The following is a 19,126-nucleotide window of genomic DNA, read 5'->3' as shown; positions in this document are numbered from 1 at the left end:
CACCCTCGAAGAGCTCGACGCGGCGGGGTGCTTCGCACCGCCGCCCCCACCACCCCCGCCACCGGCCGCACCGCCGCCGCCGGTGGTCTGCTACCGCAACGCGGAAGGGCTGACCTGGGACGGGCAGGGCGAGATGCCCTCGTGGCTCAAGCGCGCGGTCAATGCGGGGCAGAGCGTCGAGTTTTTCCGGGTGGGATAAGAGCGTTCAAGCACCGGGACTGGTGTGCCGAAGATTTCAGCCAAATCAGAGACTTGCCGAAAGATGTGGCGGATTTTTCTCGAATCCCGGGCGCCCCTCTTACCGACTATGAACACCTTGCCCGCGAACTCGGCCTGGATCCCTTTCGGATGCTGCGGCTCGCGAAAATACCCCGCCAAAGCGTTCGATGATCCCGAACCTCCTGATCAGCGCCGATGGTTCAGATGACCGGCGATCTCGTGTTCCTCGACGATAACAACAACGTTGTTGTGATGGAGAACTGGAAGACTGCGCTACAACGCTACCTCGCATATTGCGAGGAGCACGACATTCAGCGGAAAGACCTCAAGGCATTCAACAGATCTGGACTTCAGGTGCTATGGGAGGTCAGAAGCCATCTGATGACAAAAGCTGGTTCTGGGCATCACGGCCTGCTTCCTGGCGGAGCCGCTGGCGCCGCGCGATAGCGTCAGTAGTGGATCTCCCCCGGTAGCCCGCCGCCGACCGGAATGGCGTCGCCATTGATCGCGACACTCAGGGGCGAGGCGAGGAAGGTCACGACATTGGCGACTTCGCTGGCATCGACCATGCGCCCGAGTGAGCTCCATGATGCGACCCGCGCTTCGGTCGCGGCATCGGTCTTCTCCGTGCGCGTGGCGCCTGGATGGATAGCCGTGACATTGATTCCTTTCGGACCAAGTTCATCCGCCATGTTCTTGGTGATGGCCGCGACGCCCACATTGCGCAGGGTTGCCACCGGTCGGCCGGTGCGATAGATGTTGAGGCCGCCGACGTTGATGATCCGGCCCCAGCCATTTGCGATCAGGTGTGGCGCGAGGGCGCGTGCAGTGCGAAGGTAGCCGATGACCTTGATGTTGATGTCTTCCAGCGCCTCTGCATCCACGATCTGATCCAGCGCCGTCGCTGGCGAGATGCCGCCAGGCAGGGCTGCCGCATTGACCAGGATGTCGATGCCACCTAACGCGTCAATGGCTTGTGCCACCATGGCGTCGACGGAGTCCTGGCGGGCGGTGTCTACCGTCAGCGCCACGATGTGACGCCCGGTCGCGGCGGTCAGTTCGGCAGCGCTCGCGTCCAGCGCTTCCTGCCCGCGTGCGGCGAGCACGAGGTCCACGCCCTCCAGCGCGAGTTGATGTGCGATGGCCTTGCCAATCCCGCGGCTACCGCCGGTGACGATGGCGCGCTTGCCTGTCAGTTTGAGATCCATGATTCCTCCTTTTCGATCAGGGTAATTTGGATCCCTGGCCGCCTCTGTCAGATTTATGACAGACCGACGATCCTGCCGACCCGGAGCGATCCGATGTGCCGCATCAGGACCCCTTTCAGGAATGACGGCTCCTCACGCTGGAAGTCTCTGTTCTGTCGGAAATCTGACGGACTCTCACGCGGGCTCGACTTATCCTTGCCTCACCACGGTAGACCTGCATCGTCACCTTCACGGCAGCGCTTCCGGCCTTTTGTCCCGGCCGCCTGCCTTGACGTGAAATGCTGAACCGCCATTCATTGCAACCCTCGGATATCCGGCTAATCCGATTGAATTGAGGAGACAAAGATGCTTTCCAAGGAAGAAAATACCCGCTACACGGAAGTCGGACCAGGATCCGTTATCAATGCATTGGGCAAGCGTCATTGGTTGCCATATCTGCGCTCCGAGGCGCTGGTGGCAAATGGTGCTCCGCGCAAGGTTGAATTGCTGGGCGAAACCTATATCTCGTTTCGCGCCGCCGACGGCAGGCTTGGCTTCCTTGATGAGCAATGTCCGCATCGCGGCGCCTCGCTTGTACTGGGCCGCAGTGGCGACAATGCGCTGACCTGCATCTTCCACGGCTGGAAATTCGATGTCACGGGAAAATGCATCGATACGCCGTCCGAGGCCAATCCGAATTTCTGCAATACCGTCAAGGTCAAGTCCTATCGTGTCCACGAAGCGGGCGGCGTGTGCTGGGTCTATCTCGGGGATGGCGAGCCCCCGGTATTTCCCGACTACGAATACTTCAGTGCTCCGGCGGAATACCGTCGCCCGCGCGTCGGGTATTGCCAGTCAAGCTGGGCGCAGAATCTCGAAACCTTGCTTGACTCGTCTCACATCGGCCTGCTCCACTCGAGCGGTGTGGCCAACACGCTACCCACCGCCATACAAGTGAAAGGCAACAACGCGCCCAAGCTGAGTGTCGTCGAGACGCCCTATGGTCTGCAGGCATACGCACAGCGTGATCGCGGTGACGGCTCCATTTCGCTTCGGGTCACGGAGTATGTTGCGCCGTTCACAATCCTCAATGGTGCGACCCGGGAAGAGGAAGGGCGCCTTCTGTACATGGTTCCGATCAACAATACGCGCGCTGCATTCTGGCGTATGGAATGGGACCTGAACCATCCCCAGGAATGGTGGGAGGAGTTGGCGAAGACGAACGACCGCGATGGCCTGTTCTTCGTCGATCCCGACGATTTCCTTTCGAACAGTGTGGATCGCAACAGCGAGAATTTTGGCCAGGATCGCGATGCCATGGCGAATGGGCACTGGTCCGGCTTCAAGGATCTGCGCGCAGAGGATGCGGCGGTATCGGACAGCATCCCGATTGTTGACAGGACCAAAGAGCATCTTGGTGCCAGCGACCTCGTGATCGCAAGGATGCGTCAGCTATTCCTTCGTGGATTGAAGTCCTTCGAGACCGAAGGCGTGGTGATGGGTCTCGGGCCGAACGGCGATGGCACCGGAATTCCTTATTCCGGCATGCGAGGCACGGCGGAAATGATCCCCGTGGGCACGGACATGCATGACTACCACAATCGTGTCCTTCGCGAGGAACGTGTCGCGGCACGCGAGGCATTCCTCGCGGCCAAGGCGTCCCAATAAACCAGGTAGTCGGGGTCCTCCGGATCCTCCAGAGCGCCAGCACGGCCCGTGCAATGGGAAAGAAACCGTGGCAGGGCCGGCATCCGCATCGGAGATTGCTATGACAGATAGCGCAGTTGACCAGGCGAGCCTGGAATGGTGCGACAGGCTCAAGCTTGGCCACCCGCCCATGGACGAGACGCATGAAGAGTTCGTCGCCATCGTCAATGCCATGCTGAACTGTTCCGACGACGAGCTGAAGCATCACCTTGCGGAGTTCGCGATACACGCGGAGACGCACTTCTCGCAGGAGCTGCTATGGATGCAAACCACGGCCTTCCCCAGCATGGATTGCCACGTCAGGGAACACGAGGCCGTGATGCAGTCGGTCAGGGAGGTGCAGGCGCTGCTGGCTGACGGAGGTTCCCTCCTTGTCGCCCGCCGGCTCGCGGCCGAACTTGCACGCTGGTTTCCGGCCCATGCGGACTACCTCGACTCCGCGCTTGCCCATTGGATCGTCAAGGAGCGCTTCGGCGGGGCGCCTGTGGTCCTGCGCCGGATGATGCAGTCGCCAACGTAGTTACGCCCTGCGGGAGAGTGAATCGGTTCCCGCGCACACGATAAAAAATTCAAGGAGACAAGTCATGCTTCTGTTCAGAAGACAAATGCTGCGCCTGGCTTCCGCCGTTGCGATGTCTGTCCTCGTCGCAGGCACAGCTCACGCGGACCAGTTCCCCAGCCGCCCCATCACCCTCGTGGTCCAGGCGGCCGCGGGCGGTGCATCTGATCTGGTCGCCCGCCTGGTGGCCCAGAGGCTCACCGCGAACCTGGGTGTGCCCGTCGTCGTTGACAATGCTCCGGCAGCCGGTGGCGTAGTCGCGGTGAAGCGCCTGGTTCGTGCCAGTCCCGACGGCTACACGCTGATGATCTGCGGGACCAAGTCGGCCATTGCCGAATCGCTGTTCAAGTCGCACCCGTACAACCTGAGCAAGGATCTGATCCAGGTTGCCCCAATCGTGTCGACGGACCTCGCGCTGGTGGTGGATGGCAACTCGAAGCTGAAGAATGTCGGCGACCTCGTCCGGGAAATCAAGACCCGTCCCGGCAAGGTCACGATCGGCGTGGGTGACACGATCGGTGGTATCCAGCATCTGGCGGCGGAACTCCTGAAATCCTCGGTACAGGGGAACTTCCTGATCGTTCCCTACGGCTCGTTGTCGAAGCTCGAGGTCGCCGTCCGAGGGGGGGAAGTCGATGCGGCCGTCGAACTGGTACCGGGGCTGATCTCCCTGCTGCAGCAAGGCGGACTCCGTGCGTTGGCCACGACCGGAAAGGAACGGCAGGGTGACCTCCCCAACGTGCCGACCATCGCGGAAGCAGGTCTTCCAAAAGCCGAATTGACCCCGCTCAGCTTCGTTGCCGCGCCGGCGGGCACGCCAGCGGCGGTGATCGCCAGGCTCAACGCTGCCCTGAAGAAGGTACTGGCCGAGCCCGAATTCCAGAAGGCGATGACGTCGCGCGGCCTTCGGCCCGTCTCGGCGGAGAGTTCGGCCGACGCGCAGCGGATGATGGATGCAGACATCGAAAAATGGCGGGGCATCGTCAAATTGGCGAACGTGCCGCTCCAATAGATTCCGCCCTTGCGCATGACGCGATGCGGCTTGGTGCCATCCCCTCATACTGGAATTCAATCGTGAAAAACATCTTCAATGCAGGCAATACGGAAGGCGCTTTGCGCCTGAACGAAACGCATGATCCCGAGCTCAAATCCTTCGTGGAGTCGGCCAATGATCCCGCGACGGACTTTCCGATCCAGAACCTTCCACTCGCGGTATTCCGCCGTGCCGGATCGATGCAGACGTTTCGCGTCGGCACCGCCATCGGCAACCAGGTGCTGGACATCGGGGCCGTGACGAGCCTGCTCGACGGCAGTGCGCGGCAGGCCGCACAAGCGTGCCGGGCCTCGTCCATGACTGCACTGATGGATTTGGGGCAGGGACACTGGTCGGCGTTGCGTCTCGGCCTGTCGCGACTCCTGCGGCATAACAGCAAGGCGATCGGCGCTGTCAGGGAGTGCCTGCTGCCGATCCGCGACGCGGAATTCGGCCTGCCGTTCAAGATCGCCAACTTTACCGACTACGGCGCATCGGTGCATCACGTTCACAAGGTCACGAAGATTGCTCTCCCCGAGAATCCTCATCTCGAGCCGAACATGATCTGGAATCCTGTTGGCTTCCACAGCCGGGCCTCTTCGATCAGGACGAACGGCCAGCGCTTTCTTCGCCCCAGGGGGCAAACCGGCGTGTTCAAGGATGGCGCCCCGGTCTTCGGCCCGTCGCAGAAGCTGGACTACGAAGCCGAGCTGGGCATCTTTATCGCCAGGAACACCGAGCTGGGGCGCCCCTTGAGCGTCGACGAGGCCGACGACGTCATCTTTGGGTTTTGCGTGCTCAACGACTGGACGTCGCGCGACATCATGTTCTGGGAACGCTTGCCGCTGGGGCCGTTCCTGTCGAAAAACTTCGCCACGACGATCTCGCCGTGGGTGGTGACCAGGGACGCATTGGAGCCTTTCCGTCGGTCGTGGGAGCGCTCCGCGCCGTATCCCGACCCCCTGCCCAACCTGGACTCGGCACAGGATAGGACGCGGGGAGCACTCGACGTCAAAGTCGAGATCCTGCTCCAGACCGAGAAGGGCGAGGCAAGCGGCTTTGGCCCGGTCTCGCTCGGTCTGAGCAACACCCGCGACTTGTACTGGTCGGTCGCGCAGCTCGTGGCTCATTTCACGTCGACTGGTTGCAGCCTCGAGCAGGGCGACATGATCGGCACGGGGACGATTTCCGGTCCGGGCGCAGACGAGTGTGGCTGCATGTTCGAGCTAACGCTGGGCGGCCAGGCCGCGGTGGATATGCCCACTGGCGAACGCCGGGGCTTCGTCGAGGACGGCGATACGGTGACCGTGCGGGCGTACTGCGAAGCGGACGGCTTCCGAAGGATCGGGTTCGGCGAGGCTGGATCGACGGTGCTGCCAAACAATTGAGCGGGACCTGGCGTGCTCTCTCTCCCTGGGAAGGGGGCTAAGCCCTTCGGCCTTCAATCCCCGCATCGATGCCAACGAGGGCACGATCGACTTGCTGGTCGCGGACAGCGAACTGCAACGGCGCAAAGCTGAGTGGCAGCGCGAACGGCCCGTTCGCCTGGCAGACGTCAGCGAGAAATATGCGCGACTGGGGTTGGCCCTTCGAACCGGGGTGCTGCTACGCACTCGGGCGCGATGGAGTGGCGGCTCGGCTGACTGGCGATGCAGTGGCAGCGCCCATAAATGACAGAATGATATGACACACACCGCAGTTATCCCCGCCGTTATCCCGGTAAAGCCGGTCGCATCGAAGCCGGCTTCGCTCGATGACAAGTACCTTCGCGACGAAGGGCAAGCCTACATGAACGGGATGCAGGCATTGGTACGCCTGGCACTCGCCCAGCAGCGTCGCGATGGCATGCAGGGCCTTCGGACCGCTGGCTTCATTTCCGGCTATCGAGGCTCGCCGCTTGGCTCCTTCGACACGTCCCTCTGGCAGGCCGGGAAGCACCTGAAGGCCCATGACGTGGTATTCCAGCCGGGTGTCAACGAAGACCTGGCCGCCACCGCATGCTGGGGTACGCAGCAAGCCCACCTGGCGGGTCAGGGCAAGTTCGACGGTGTCGTAGGTTACTGGTATGGCAAAGGACCAGGGGCCGACCGGTCGGGCGATGTGTTCCGGCACGCCAACCTGGCCGGCACCGCGGCGCATGGCGGTGCCCTGGCCCTGTTTGGCGACGACCACTCCTGCAAGTCTTCAAGCATTCCGCATCAGTCAGAGTTCGTCATGATGGGGTGTGGATTGCCCATCTTCTATCCGACGTCGCTTCAGGAGACGCTGGATTTCGGCGTCCATGCCGTTGCCATGTCGCGGATCACGGGCCTCTGGGCCTCCATGAAGCTGGTGAGCGAGATAGCGGAAACGTCGGCGTCTGTCGACGTGGGCCTCCATCGCGTGCGTCCCGTTACGGATATCGGTGCGCCGATGCCTCCCGGCGGGTTGAATATTCGGTGGCCGGACCAGGCGCTCGCCCAGGAGGAGCGGCTATACAGATACAAGCTGCCGGCCGCGATTGCGTACGCAAGGGCCAATGCCATCAACGAGGTGACATGGCCCTGTGCCGATGCACGTATCGGTATCGCCGCAAGCGGCAAGGCCTATCTCGATACAGTGGAGGCTCTGCGACTGCTCGGTCTGGAAGGCGAACCGGCGCAGCGGATTGGCCTGCGCCTTTTCCGGGTGGGCATGATCTGGCCGCTCGAGCCCTCCGGGCTTCGAGCCTTCGCTGCGGGACTTCAGGAACTTATCGTCGTCGAGGAAAAGCGCCCGATCCTTGAAACCCAGATCAAGGACGAACTGTATTCCCTTCCGGATCACATGCGGCCGCAGGTGGTTGGCAAGTCCTCGGAGCACCACGGGGAATGGAGTACGCCGCGTGCCGAAGCGCCATTGATCGGGCATTACGAGCTTCAGCCGGAGCCCATCGCAAAGATGCTGGCCGCGCGATTGCTCGCGTTCGCGCTTCCGGAAGATATCAGGCGACTGATCGAAGCCCGCATTCAGGCGATGGAGTACGCGGAGCGGGAAGCTCGCAGCGTCATCGATATTGCGGAGCGCAAGCCCTATTTCTGCAGCGGGTGTCCCCATAATTCGTCGACCGTTGTTCCCGAGGGCAGCCGCGCGCTGGCGGGGATTGGCTGCCATTACCTGGCACTGAACATGGATCGGGAAACGGCGACGTTCACGCACATGGGTGGCGAAGGTGCGAACTGGGTGGGTACGGCACCGTTTACGAAAGAATCTCACGTCTTCACGAACCTTGGTGACGGCACCTACTTTCACTCGGGGTACATGGCCATCCGCCAGGCCGTCGCCGCGAAGGTCAATATCACCTACAAGATCCTTTACAACGATGCCGTTGGCATGACTGGCGGTCAGCACGTTGATGGCCAGCTCAGCGTTGCGAAGTTGACGCGGCAGCTTGCCGCGGAGGGCGTCGGAAGGCAGGTCATCGTGAGCGACGAACCTGAATTGATCAGCGAAGCCGAGGGCATCGCGAGCGGCGTTACGGTGCGGCACCGCAGCGAGCTGGATGCCGTGCAGCGCGAACTGCGTGTGGTGCCCGGCGTGACCGCGCTGATCTACGCGCAGACGTGCGCCAGCGAAAAACGCCGTCGGCGCAAGCGCAAGGAATATCCGGACCCTGCGAAAAGAGCATTCATCAACCACGAAATCTGTGAAGGCTGCGGCGACTGCTCCAGGAAGTCCAATTGCCTGTCCGTTGAACCCGTGGAGACACCACTGGGTATCAAGCGTCGCATCAACCAGAGTAGCTGCAACAAGGACATGTCATGCGTGGATGGCTTTTGTCCCAGCTTTGTCACCGTCAACGCGCGTGACATCAAGCAACCCGTCAGATCCGGCGAGATTCCGGAAGGATGGCCGGTAACGCCAACGGTACCGGCACTGACATCGCCGCTGCGTATCGTTGTAAGCGGCGTGGGTGGCACGGGTGTGGTGACCATTGGCGCATTGCTCGGCATGGCTGCACATCTGGAAGAGAAGGCAGTTCGCGTGATGGACATGGCCGGCATGGCGCAAAAGGGGGGCGCAGTCTATTCGTACGTGCAGCTTGCTGCGAGCGACGACGAGATCTCGGCAACGAAGATTGCGGCCGACCAGTGCGATTTGCTGATTGGGGCGGATACCGTCGTGGCCGGAAGCAGCGCAACCCTCTCGCGGCTGCGCAAGAACGCGCTCGCGATCGTCAGCCTGGACACCGCCCCGACTTCCGCGTTTATCAAGTCCCGCGACTGGACGGCGCCCATCAGCGAGCTGATTGCCCGCCTGCGTGGGAAGACGGACCAGGGACGCGTCATTGCGATGCCTGCCGCCAAGATAGCAACGCGTGTTCTGGGCGATGCGATCTTCGCTAACCTGATGTTGCTGGGTATGGCGTGGCAGTGTGGCCGCATCGCGTTGCAACGCGAGAGCATCGAACGCGCCATCGAACTGAACGGTACCGCCGTAGCAAAGAATCTGGAGGCATTTCGGGTAGGGTGCCATCTGGCCGATGACTCAAGGCTTGTCGACGCACTGCTCGCGGGAACGGGGACTCCCGACACCCCGAAATCACTGGCAGCGCTCATTGATGACCGTGCGAAACGTCTGGAAGTCTATTGGAGCGCAAAGTATGCAAAGCGATATCGCACGCTGCTGGAGAAGGCGAGCGGTACGCTGCCCGAGAGCCTGGTTACCACGCTGGCCAGCCAGCTCTACCGCATGATGGCCTACAAGGACGAGTACGAAGTCGCGCGCCTTCTCGTGTCGGCAAGTTTCCGAGAGTCTCTTGAGCGCGAGTTCGGGCAAGGCGTGTCGCTGAAGTACCATCTGGCCCCCCCGTCGCTGGGCACCGGCCAGGAAGTTCGGAAGCGGACTTTCGGTCACTGGATGCGCTGGCCGATGGCTGTTCTCGCACGGATGCAGTGGATCCGGGAGACGCGTCTTGACCCCTTCGGCCGCGCCGAAGAGCGCCTCCAGGAGCGGGCGTGGCGTGATCGGTATGTCGCCTTCGTTGAGTCGCTCTCTGGTTCGCCTGGCAGCTTTGACATGTCGGTGGCCGAACAAATCGCGAGCCTGCCTGCAGACGTCCGCGGATTTGGTCACGTGAAGGCGCGGGCGATGCATGTTGCGTCCAAGCGCTGGGACGAGCTCGAACCCAGCCTGGCGAAATCCCGTCAGTGACAGAGAAGTGGCAGTTCTCCATTGGGAGGCTGTCATTTCCCTGGTCCACAGCGTCATTGAAATGGCAGCGGACGAGTCCTGTTCGCGAACGACAGGAAATGGCTTGCGAGGAGGGAGAGCAGGGCCTCCGAGCCGGAGATTGTTCCGGTACCGATCAGGTCAGCCTGCTCGAGGGGCCCCACATCAGGTTCGGTTCGAGATGCGGTCTCTCGGGAGGGCCATCAGAGCGATACGTTCGCCAGCCTGACGATGCTCCGCCATTTCTCGATGTCGGCATCCATCATTCGCTGAGTCTGCGCCGGCTTCATGGCCACGGCAGCCTTGGCGCCTCTTACCCTCAGCGCCTTTTGGAAATCTGGCTGCGCCAGTACCTGGGCCATGGCGCCATTGAGTCTGGCGATTACGTCCATGGGGGTGCCCGCCGGAGCGGCAAGCAAGCTGATCGTCGTCAGCTCTGCCTTTGGAAAGCCGGCTTCCGCGATAGTCGGAACATGGGGGAAATCAGCGACTCTCTGGCTTCCCGTCGTTGCAAGCGCCCGGAATACACCTTGCTGCACCAGCGGAACGATACCCGGCATCAGTTCAAAGGCGGCGTCGACTTCACCCCCCCGAACGGCGACCGCGAGCTTCGACAGGGTGCCATAAGGGACGATCAGGAAATCACCCTGTATGGAGGACTTCAGTAGTTCCGCCCCCAGGTGCTGGATACCGCCTATGGTGTCGCCTACGCCCACCGTCACCTTGCCAGGGCGGGACTTGATCTCGCGGACGAGGTCCTGGACGTTCTTCAGGTGCGACTCGATATTCACCACGAGCGCGAGGTCCGCCCCCCCGATTGGCGAGACCTGTGCCAGATCCTTGCTCAGGTTGAACGGGTGCGACTTGAACAATGACTCTGCAATTGCCGACTTGCTTCCGCAGACAAGCAGGGTGTAGCCATCTGGTCTGGAATGAATCACGCGCTGTACCGCAACGTTACCCCCGGCAGCTGGCACATTCTCGATAACGATCGGGGCGCCGAGGTTCGCGGTGAGCTTCTCGGCCATCAGGCGGGCAACCAGATCGGATGCCCCGCCAGGCGCCGCCTGGACGATGAGTGTGATGGGCCGGCTGGGGAACTCATCCGCCTGGGCGATTCGCGTGATGGCTGACAGCGTCGTCGCGGACACCAGGCCCAGCAGCCTTCTTCTGGTGATGAGCACGTTGATGCCTCCTTGATCTGCACTTCTATCGTCAACCGCGAACGGCGCTCAATGCCGTCCGGTTAGGGGGACTCCACTGTATGCCGCCCATCTGGCGGACATTTCGGATTACGCGTCAGAGTTTTTCGTTTTGGCGCCAGACGTGTTTCGGGAGCACCTGGATTCTCCGTAGCGTGAGAATTGGCCTAGCGTGCTAGCATTAATACCGAATTGAGCGATCGCTCGAAGTGCGACGGATGTATCACGTCGAAAATGCGGACGAAGATCCGCAGTGCCCCGGAACACATTTCAATGACCCACAAAGCTGCCGGTAGTGGTGCTGAGCAGGCGAGCAGGCTGCTTGCGCGTGCTCTCCTGGTAAGAGTATTCGGCGATTGCCCGGCGGAAGTACTGGATCGGATCCATGAAGCCGGCACGCTCAGACACTACGCGACGGGAGATTACGTTGTGCATCGCGGCACGCCCTGCCTGTACTTCCTGGTAGTGGTGAGCGGAGAGATCGAGATCAGCGTCACCACCGGGTCAGGGCGCCGGCATCTGTTCCACTTCCTGCGGCAAGGCGATTGCACGGGCATTATGTATTTGATGCACGAAGGCGATCACCTGTTCGACTACATTGCGCGCGTTCCCACGACGCTCCTGGCCATTCCCAATGGAGTCATCCTGAAGGAAATGCAGGAGCAACCAAGGCTGTGCCTGGGTTTGTTGCGGCAATTGGCTCTCCGTGCGCAGATTAAATACACTCGCGTCACGCAGGACGCCAGCGTGCCATTGCCAACACGGCTCGCCTGGGCGCTGCAGACGATGGCCAATCAGTACGGACTTCCGCGCGGCGACAAGATAATTCTGGACACGAAGCTGTCGCAAGAAGACATTGCCGATTGGCTGGGGGTGAGCCGGCAGCACCTGAATCCTTATCTGAAACAACTCGAGAAAGAGGGCGTGATCTGCCTCGGACGGTCCAGCGTGACAATCCTCGATTCGCACCGTCTGTCGCAACTCGCCACCGGCTGATCGGCGCAGGCCCGCCGCGCGGCACGATTTAAGCTGCACGCAGATGCCGCGATGCTAAAACGGCGGCCACGCTAGTCGCGACCGCCGTCGAACGATGGCTCTGAACGCCTCGCTATGGTAAGGACCGCTGCGAGGGCGTGGGCGATTAGCCTCCGATCAGAAGATGTGCCGGATGCCGGCCGCTACGCCAAGCTGGTTCGTATTTCCCTGCGAGAGAAAGTAGGCACTGCCGAAGCCATTTGCCGACGTGTCCACGTTGAGGCCGGAGTTCTTGGCATAGGCGGCGGTCACGTAGACGTCGGTGCGCTTGGAGAAGGCGTAGTTCGTCATGAAGCTGATCTGCCACGGATTGGCCGGATTGGTGCCTGGAGCCGTTGAGGCGACCCGCAGTGTTTTCACGTTGTCGTAGTAGTAGGCGAGCGTGAGACCCAGCGCGGTGGTGGCCTGATAGTTGACGCCCACCCAATAGTAGTCATCGCGCAGCAGGCTGACGCCGTTGCCGTCCTTGGTGTCTCCCCACCGATAGCCTCCCACGAGCTTCGCGGGGCCAAAGGTGTAGTTGGCCGAAACGCCAGCCTTCTTCGCCACGCCGGGGCTGCCCGCGACGACCGCGGCATTCCACTGGTCATAAGCCGCCGACAAGCCGAGATTTCCCGCGTTGTAGATCAGCGCGCCGCCAAAGGCTGTGTTGTCGCGGAAGTTACCCGGCACCTCGCCGTTTCCGCCGTTGGAAATCGGCGTGACGCCCAGCGTCGGCACACCCACGCCAAAGCTGTAGTGCGCGATTGTAGTCAGTCCACCGAATACCCCGGTGTACTTGACGACATTGTCTTCACGCGCGTTGGTTCCAAGCTGAAGGAACAGCGGCTCATACAGTGTCGCGTAACGCATCGGCGACGCATTGGCGAACGCGTCGAACAACGCCGTATACTGGCGGCCAAGGGTCAGTTTGCCCAAAGTATTACTTTGCAGGCCCACGAATGCCTGACGGCCAAAGAGACGGCCGGCTTGTTGCAGGTTTCCGGTATCGACGCTGACTCCACTTTCCAGGACGAACAGCGCCTTGAGGCCTCCGCCAAGGTCCTCGGTACCTCGCAGGCCGAAGCGGGACCCAGACAGGCCGTTGCTCGCGAGGCCGAGCCGGTTGCCGCCTGGTTTTTGCGTGACTGAACCGGTTACGGGGTTGATCGTCGGAGCGGCGTTCGCCAGATGGTTGACGAACTCGACTGGCACGTCCACCACCCCGTAGAGGGTGACACTCGTTTGTGCCGACGCAGCTCCTGCGCACGCCAGCAGCGCAGCAGCGGTGACCTGTTTGACCTTCATTTCCAAGCTTCTCCTTTTCCCTCTAGTGGTTCTCAAAATTCAGTTGAGTTTTGCCTCGCTCCTCGCGTCGAGGCTTCGTTGTCTCCCGGTGGGGCCGCGCTGCTCTGGTAGTGCCGACGCCAGCAAGCAGTCGACCTCAATGGCGCAAATATCCAGACACCCACGGGTGTTGGAGCCAGAGGATGTATGGGGTGATTCCGCCGCCAGGAATGGCTGGCTGCCGCGCGACGGTTCACAGATCGAGAACCAATTCCTGCGATTTCGCCCGGGAGCAGCAGATGATGATCTTGTCGCCAGCAGTCTTCTCAGCGTCCGAAAGGACGAAATCGCGGTGGTCAGGCGTGCCGGCAAGGACGCTGACTTCACAAGCGCGGCAGATGCCGGCCATGCACGAGTAGGGCGCCTCCACGCCAGCGCTCAGCAAGGTTTCGAGAATGGTGCTTTGCGGCCCAACGTCCAGCACGAGGTTGGATTTCGAAAGCACGACGCTGAACGGGCCATCGGCACTGCCTTCCTGGGCCGGCTGCGTCGGGGCAGCGAAGTACTCGAGGTGGACCTTTTCCGCCGGCCTGCTTTTGCAGGCCTGGGCGAAAGCGCGAAGCATGGGCGACGGTCCGCAGCAATAGAACTCCGCATCGGTTGCGCCGGCCGCGACGATTGCATCCAGATCCAGCCTCCGTTCCTTTACCCCGCCATCGAAATTCAGGTGAACGGTGCCACGCGACCGGCAGGCGAGTTCCTCGAGTTCATCTACGAAGGCGGCAGTTTCCCGCGATCGTGAGGCGTAATGCACGGTCCATGGTGCGTCGATCTCGGCAAGGCGTTGCACCATGCTCCAGATCGGGGTGATGCCAATGCCGCCGGCGATCAGGATGGAAGTGGCACCGGATTCCGCCAACGGAAAGTTGTTGCGGGGGGCGGATAGCTGCAGCTTCTGGCCGACCCGGAGACAGTCGTGCATGAACTTCGAACCACCACCGCCCGAGCCGTCTCGGTGGACTGCCACTAGGTAGCGCTTCGATTCGCCAGGCCGGTTTGTAAGGGAATAGCTCCGCATCAGGCCATTCGGCAGATGCACGTCGATGTGCGCGCCGGCCGTTGGGGTGGGCCACACAGCGTCATCCGTCGGTCGAAAATCGAAGCCCATGATGCCGTCGGCAAGCCATTCAGCGGCGTGCAGGATTGCGTTGAGTTTCTGCATGGTCTAAGGAGGATTCCTACGTTTGTTCATCTGGCCGACATCTGCAGTACCGCGTGCCTGTTAGCCAGGCCATGCGGATATCGCAATGTGAGCGAATTCAGTTCGAAGAGTGCTGCTCTTGCAAAGATCGGAGGCGCTCTAGTCGTCGTGAGCGGAGAATAGGTCCGCTCCGGAACCTGGTCTGTCAGATTTGTGACATAACTTGGAAGGGGCAAAATGCGCTCAAACAAGGAGGAGTCCGAAGCACTGCTCTTTAAGCTCAGTACCGGACATGTCGTCTTTCTGACAGAACGATTGGATGCGGAGCCATAGCATTCGAAGCTTGCCGGCAAGCGACCGGTTGCCTCAGGAAAATAGGCAGTCAGTCGCGATTTCAGTACACGCTGGTTCCAACGTCAGGGGAGTCAAGATGAGCCATGTAGATCCCGAACTTCTTAAGGGAAAAGTCGCCGTAGTCACGGGAGCAGGTCGGGGCATCGGGCGCGCCATTGCACTGGCCTTTGCCAGCGCCGGGACAGCCGTGGTGTGCTGCGCTCGTCGCGAGGCGGACATAAGGGAGACTGTGGATTTGATCCAGGCTGCGGGCGGACGCGCTCTGGCGCATGTTGCGGACGTGGCGGACTACGCGTCGGTCAGCGACCTCTTCCAGCGAAGTGATGAAGCCTTTGGGGGCATCGATATCGTCGTCGGCTGTGCGGGCGTCGCATCGGCAATGGGCAAGGTCACCGACACCGACCCTGCGCATTGGCGGAAGTCCATCGAGGTCAATCTGATCGGCGCATACCACACGGCTCACGCCGCAATTCCTTATTTGCGGCGACGTGGCGGGGGAAAGATCCTCATGATCGGATCGGGCCACCGCAAGCGGGCCACGGGCGGAACTTCGGCGTACGCTTGCTCCAAGAGCGGACTCTGGACCCTGGTCGAGTCCCTGGCGGTTGAGTTGCAGGAGGACAACATCAGCGTCAATGAACTGATTCCGGGGCCAGTCAGGACGGACATGACGAGCGGCCGTGCCATGATGCCGGAGGAGTGGTACAAGGAGCCAGGAGACGTGACCCCGCTTGCGCTGTTCCTGGCCAGTCTGCCGGATCGGGGGCCAAGTGCCCAGAGTTACAGCCTGATGAGGCGTGCCTGAGGGAATGGCAGTCGCGAGGCGAAACTCTAGCTGGGGCTGATTAGTAGGGCCGCGACGCCGAGCGACCGAAAGGGAGAGCGCGCCATGCCAGCGGGCTCTGGCAAATCACCCTATCGAAGATTCTGCGAACGAGAGTCCGGGTGCGACTCTCGTAACCATAACAACACCTCCGATTTTATGTTTTTGAGGTGTTGCTGTGACCGGTTGAATCCGTCAGTGCTTATTTGGGGGTAGGGTCAAGATTCCCGTGTTCCTAGGCTACTCGGCGCATCAAGCTATAGCTTTGACCAGAGGGGCCGAGGTCTGGTTGACTCGCGATGAACAGGGCCATCGGCACCACGTCCTCTGGATCTTTCAGCCATTCCTCTTCGGAGGATATGAATTTTTCACCAAAGCCCGTAATGGCTGTACGAACCGGGCCAGGAATCAACTCGTTTACCGAGATCCCGACTTCGTTCAGTTCCAGCGCGAGACTCTGCGTCAACATCCAGGCACCTGCCTTGGAACAGGCATATGCGGACATACCCTTGTTCGGCCGGGCACGCATGCCGGATCCAATCACGATCATCTTTCCTGCCCCGCGCTGACGCAGATAGGGAATGGCCGCATGCGCCGTATTGAAGGCGCCGATCAGGTTCACTTCTATAGTCTGTCGCCACAACGCCGGATCCGCCTGCTCGATGGAACTTCGCTCCATAGCAGCGCCGGCGTTGATCACCACGATGTCCACGCCGCCATACTCCGCAGCGGCCTCGCCATACATAGCCTCCACAGAGCCATAGTCGGCAACATCCATCGTGACGGCGATGGCGCGCCCGCCATGTTTGACGATCAACTCCACCGTTTCAGCGATTTCCTTCGTCGATCGGGCACCACAGACGATCGTGGCGCCAGCCGATGCATAGGCCATAGCGATTGCGCGACCTATGCCTCTGCCCGCACCGGTGATGACTGCGACTTTGCCTTGCAGGCATGAGCCAATCGAGTTCATGTTCCCTTCTTCGTGGTTGTTCGCGCGCCGGGTTCGTTTGCAAGAATGTTTGTGGTGTCTGGAGATTATTGAGGGTGTAGCTTGCTGCAACAGTGGGACGGGGGGAGAGGTCACACCAGATCGGTCACAATGAACCCCATGGTGACGACCCTCGCAGGGTTTAGCCTATTGCTGCTCGATGCGTGTCGTGCGAATAATGCTGCGCCACTTCGCCACTTCTCCGGCCAAATTCTGACGCGCCTGGTCGGGCGTGCCGCCGCTGGCGGTGAATCCCTGCTCCCTTAGTTGCCTTTGCAAATCCGGCTGGCTCAACGCGATCTGGATCTCACGGTTCAGTCTTTCGATGATCGGAGCCGGCGTGCCGGAAGGCGCGGCAATCTGCATGGTTGATGCGATCTCGTAGCTTTGAAAGCCGAGCTCCTTCAACGTAGGGACGTCAGGCAGGCTGGCCGATCGTGTAGTTGACCCGACGGCCAAAGCGCGCAACTGGCCGGCGCGCAGTTGTCCCAGTGTCGGCGCGACCAGGTCGAACCCCACGTCCACATCGCCGTTAATCAGCGCGGAAAGGAGATTGGATGAAGTCTTGAATGGCACGATCGAGACATCGAGATTCTCCCTGGCCTTGATGAGCTCGGCCATCAGATGCCCCGTCGTGCCCAGCAAGGTGACTCCCAAGGTGAGCCGGCCCGGCCGCTCGCGCGCCGCCCGGATGAAATCCTTGAAGCCAGCGAACTTCGACCCCTTGGCGGCCAGGATTGCAAGATCGGTTCGGGCAATATCCGACACCGGCACCAAGTCCCGAAGCACATCGTAGGGTGGGGTCTTGTAGAGAGACTGGCTCAGGGCGTTGAGGCTGCCGACAATGACCAGGGTATAGCCATTCGGGTTGGCATTTGCCGCGTACTTGATGGCGGAAACACCACCAGCTCCAGGTCGGTTATCCACGACCACGGCCTGCCCCATTTGCGTGCTCAACCGTTGCGCGAGCAAGCGAGTCACGAGATCCGAGCCATTGCCGGCGCCCACCGGCAGTACCACGGTAATCGGCTTGGCAGGATACAGCGGGGCGCAGGATGCGCCCTGCCACCAGCCACCGGCGCAAAGCAGTAGCGCACACGCCGCCTTCACCACGCTTCTTCTGCTTGACATCTTGTCTCCTTTTGCATCATCGGCTGCGCTCATGAATTCGCTGCGCATCTACAATGTGACCTTCTTGTCGGATTCCTCATTCCGCTGCTTGAACAGTACCGAAGGACGATCAAGGCGGCGCCACGCCTTGGCAGGAGAGTCAGCTTCGATCGCGTCCATCTCGCGCAACAGGATTCGTCGCAGCATGGCAACGCCGACATCCGACGCACCCAGACACTCGTTTATGCGGTCCGCAATGACTCCCTGCCCGATGAGTGCCACATAGTCCTGCGCGCTCGTGAGCCGGACCAACGGATCGGTAGGGTAATGCCCGGCGAAAAGGTCATCGTGATAGTCCGCGGCGTTGTAGTTCTCGCATTCACGAAAGTAGCCGGTAAGCTTGTGGTCGATCTCCGGCACGGTGCAAGGGGCCGCGAAGAGCGCAAGACGCATCGTATGCGAATCGTCGATCGGTACCATCCAGTGGGAAACCTCGGTCCACGGATCCCCGGGATTGACGCCGGGCATAGTGACGTGGTTGCAGTAGGGAAACGTCCAGTCGCTCACCCGCACTTGCGAATTGGCGCGCACGGCTGTCTGGCAGATGCCAGCCTCTGTCTCGCGGTAGCTCAATTCCGGCACGTCGGTAGTGATGACTTCGCCAAAGACACCGACCTTCCCCATCTGGTGTGCGAAGCTTACATGCACAGCATCCAGTGAATTTTCGACGTGCTGAACCCAGTTGCACGGCCAGATTTCCTTGCGCTGGAAGAGCATCATGCCAGGCGTTTCGAATACTGCCTTACGAGGCAAGTCGAACTCCGGAGCCTCGCCTTCCCCGAGGTACGCGAAAATCACTCCGGAATACTCGCGCACCGGATAGGCATCGATGCGGATATTTGCCTCTCGACCATGACGTTCGGCGGGCCGCTCGACACAGCGACCGCCGCCGTCGAACTTCCAGCCATGGTACATACAGCGAATCTCTTCGCCTTCGATCCATCCGGTATGTAGCATCGTCAGGCGGTGTGCGCAGCGCCCCGCCACGAGGTGCGGGTCTCCGCTCTCGCCGCGATAGAGTGTGAGATCCTCGCTCAGCAGGCGAACTGCCTTGGCGCTACCCCGAGCGACGTCGCGCGACAGCGCCACAGGATGCCAGAAGCGACGCAACAGTCGGCCCATAGGCGTGCCTGCGCCAGTCTGCGCCAGTTGAGTGAGCTTGGTTTCGCGATTCATTCTGTACTCCGCG

The 19,126-nt window shown here is 61.1% G+C and carries 16 protein-coding genes; 9 read left to right on the top strand and 7 right to left on the bottom strand.

Annotation, left to right across the window (positions count from 1 at the left end; translation table 11 throughout):
- Together KHO41_RS31405 and KHO41_RS31400 are read left to right on the top strand one after the other, a co-directional pair.
- On the top strand, positions 1-199 hold a 199-nt coding region (locus KHO41_RS31405; protein WP_211957143.1), incomplete at its 5' end, for an H-NS family nucleoid-associated regulatory protein.
- A gap of 215 nt (positions 200-414) precedes the next feature.
- Positions 415-666: a cupin domain-containing protein gene (locus KHO41_RS31400; protein ID WP_211957142.1), complete on the top strand. Its 252-nt coding sequence runs from the start codon at positions 415-417 to the stop codon at positions 664-666.
- A gap of 2 nt (positions 667-668) precedes the next feature.
- Here the strand turns inward: KHO41_RS31400 and KHO41_RS31395 are convergent, their stop codons facing one another.
- Positions 669-1,427: an SDR family NAD(P)-dependent oxidoreductase gene (locus KHO41_RS31395; protein ID WP_211957141.1), complete on the bottom strand. Its 759-nt coding sequence runs from the start codon at positions 1,425-1,427 to the stop codon at positions 669-671.
- A 345-nt stretch (positions 1,428-1,772) separates the two neighbouring features.
- Between KHO41_RS31395 and KHO41_RS31390 the strand changes: the two genes are divergently transcribed.
- The 5 genes from KHO41_RS31390 (at position 1,773) to KHO41_RS31370 (ending at position 9,877) form a co-directional block, all read left to right on the top strand.
- Positions 1,773-3,074: a Rieske 2Fe-2S domain-containing protein gene (locus KHO41_RS31390; protein ID WP_211957140.1), complete on the top strand. Its 1,302-nt coding sequence runs from the start codon at positions 1,773-1,775 to the stop codon at positions 3,072-3,074.
- A gap of 100 nt (positions 3,075-3,174) precedes the next feature.
- A complete protein-coding gene (locus tag KHO41_RS31385; RefSeq protein ID WP_211957139.1) occupies positions 3,175-3,633 on the top strand; it encodes a hemerythrin domain-containing protein in 459 nt (152 codons plus the stop codon).
- A 64-nt stretch (positions 3,634-3,697) separates the two neighbouring features.
- A complete protein-coding gene (locus tag KHO41_RS31380; protein WP_211957138.1) occupies positions 3,698-4,684 on the top strand; it encodes a Bug family tripartite tricarboxylate transporter substrate binding protein in 987 nt (328 codons plus the stop codon).
- Positions 4,685-4,746: 62 nt separating this feature from the next.
- Positions 4,747-6,093, top strand: a complete 1,347-nt coding sequence (gene fahA / locus KHO41_RS31375) for a fumarylacetoacetase (RefSeq protein WP_244874120.1) — start codon at positions 4,747-4,749, stop codon at positions 6,091-6,093.
- A gap of 295 nt (positions 6,094-6,388) precedes the next feature.
- On the top strand, positions 6,389-9,877 hold the full coding sequence (locus KHO41_RS31370) for an indolepyruvate ferredoxin oxidoreductase family protein (RefSeq protein WP_211957136.1): 3,489 nt from the start codon (positions 6,389-6,391) through the stop codon (positions 9,875-9,877).
- A 221-nt stretch (positions 9,878-10,098) separates the two neighbouring features.
- Here the strand turns inward: KHO41_RS31370 and KHO41_RS31365 are convergent, their stop codons facing one another.
- The gene (locus KHO41_RS31365; protein WP_211957135.1) at positions 10,099-11,079 is read right to left on the bottom strand and encodes a Bug family tripartite tricarboxylate transporter substrate binding protein; all 981 of its coding nucleotides are present in this window, start codon (positions 11,077-11,079) and stop codon (positions 10,099-10,101) included.
- A 291-nt stretch (positions 11,080-11,370) separates the two neighbouring features.
- Here KHO41_RS31365 and KHO41_RS31360 point away from each other — a divergent pair, with 291 nt between their 5' ends.
- Positions 11,371-12,093, top strand: a complete 723-nt coding sequence (locus KHO41_RS31360; protein WP_211957134.1) for a Crp/Fnr family transcriptional regulator — start codon at positions 11,371-11,373, stop codon at positions 12,091-12,093.
- A 156-nt stretch (positions 12,094-12,249) separates the two neighbouring features.
- Here the strand turns inward: KHO41_RS31360 and KHO41_RS31355 are convergent, their stop codons facing one another.
- Positions 12,250-13,419, bottom strand: a complete 1,170-nt coding sequence (locus KHO41_RS31355) for a porin (RefSeq protein WP_211957133.1) — start codon at positions 13,417-13,419, stop codon at positions 12,250-12,252.
- Positions 13,420-13,651: 232 nt separating this feature from the next.
- A complete protein-coding gene (locus tag KHO41_RS31350; RefSeq protein WP_211957132.1) occupies positions 13,652-14,620 on the bottom strand; it encodes a PDR/VanB family oxidoreductase in 969 nt (322 codons plus the stop codon).
- 409 nt (positions 14,621-15,029) lie between these two features.
- Here KHO41_RS31350 and KHO41_RS31345 point away from each other — a divergent pair, with 409 nt between their 5' ends.
- A complete protein-coding gene (locus KHO41_RS31345) occupies positions 15,030-15,758 on the top strand; it encodes an SDR family NAD(P)-dependent oxidoreductase (RefSeq protein ID WP_211957131.1) in 729 nt (242 codons plus the stop codon).
- 253 nt (positions 15,759-16,011) lie between these two features.
- Here the strand turns inward: KHO41_RS31345 and KHO41_RS31340 are convergent, their stop codons facing one another.
- The 3 genes from KHO41_RS31340 to KHO41_RS31330 all read right to left on the bottom strand — a co-directional run bounded on the left by KHO41_RS31340 (position 16,012) and on the right by KHO41_RS31330 (position 19,113).
- The gene (locus KHO41_RS31340) at positions 16,012-16,749 is read right to left on the bottom strand and encodes an SDR family NAD(P)-dependent oxidoreductase (protein ID WP_211957130.1); all 738 of its coding nucleotides are present in this window, start codon (positions 16,747-16,749) and stop codon (positions 16,012-16,014) included.
- A 165-nt stretch (positions 16,750-16,914) separates the two neighbouring features.
- Positions 16,915-17,931: a Bug family tripartite tricarboxylate transporter substrate binding protein gene (locus KHO41_RS31335; RefSeq protein ID WP_211957129.1), complete on the bottom strand. Its 1,017-nt coding sequence runs from the start codon at positions 17,929-17,931 to the stop codon at positions 16,915-16,917.
- A gap of 15 nt (positions 17,932-17,946) precedes the next feature.
- A complete protein-coding gene (locus tag KHO41_RS31330; RefSeq protein WP_244874119.1) occupies positions 17,947-19,113 on the bottom strand; it encodes a Rieske 2Fe-2S domain-containing protein in 1,167 nt (388 codons plus the stop codon).
- Positions 19,114-19,126: the final 13 nt, after the last annotated feature.

This window comes from Cupriavidus numazuensis, assembly GCF_905397435.1.
Classification (GTDB): domain Bacteria; phylum Pseudomonadota; class Gammaproteobacteria; order Burkholderiales; family Burkholderiaceae; genus Cupriavidus; species Cupriavidus numazuensis.
The sequence above is the reverse complement of the archived record's forward strand: the minus strand, read 5'-3'. Positions and strand labels throughout refer to the sequence as shown.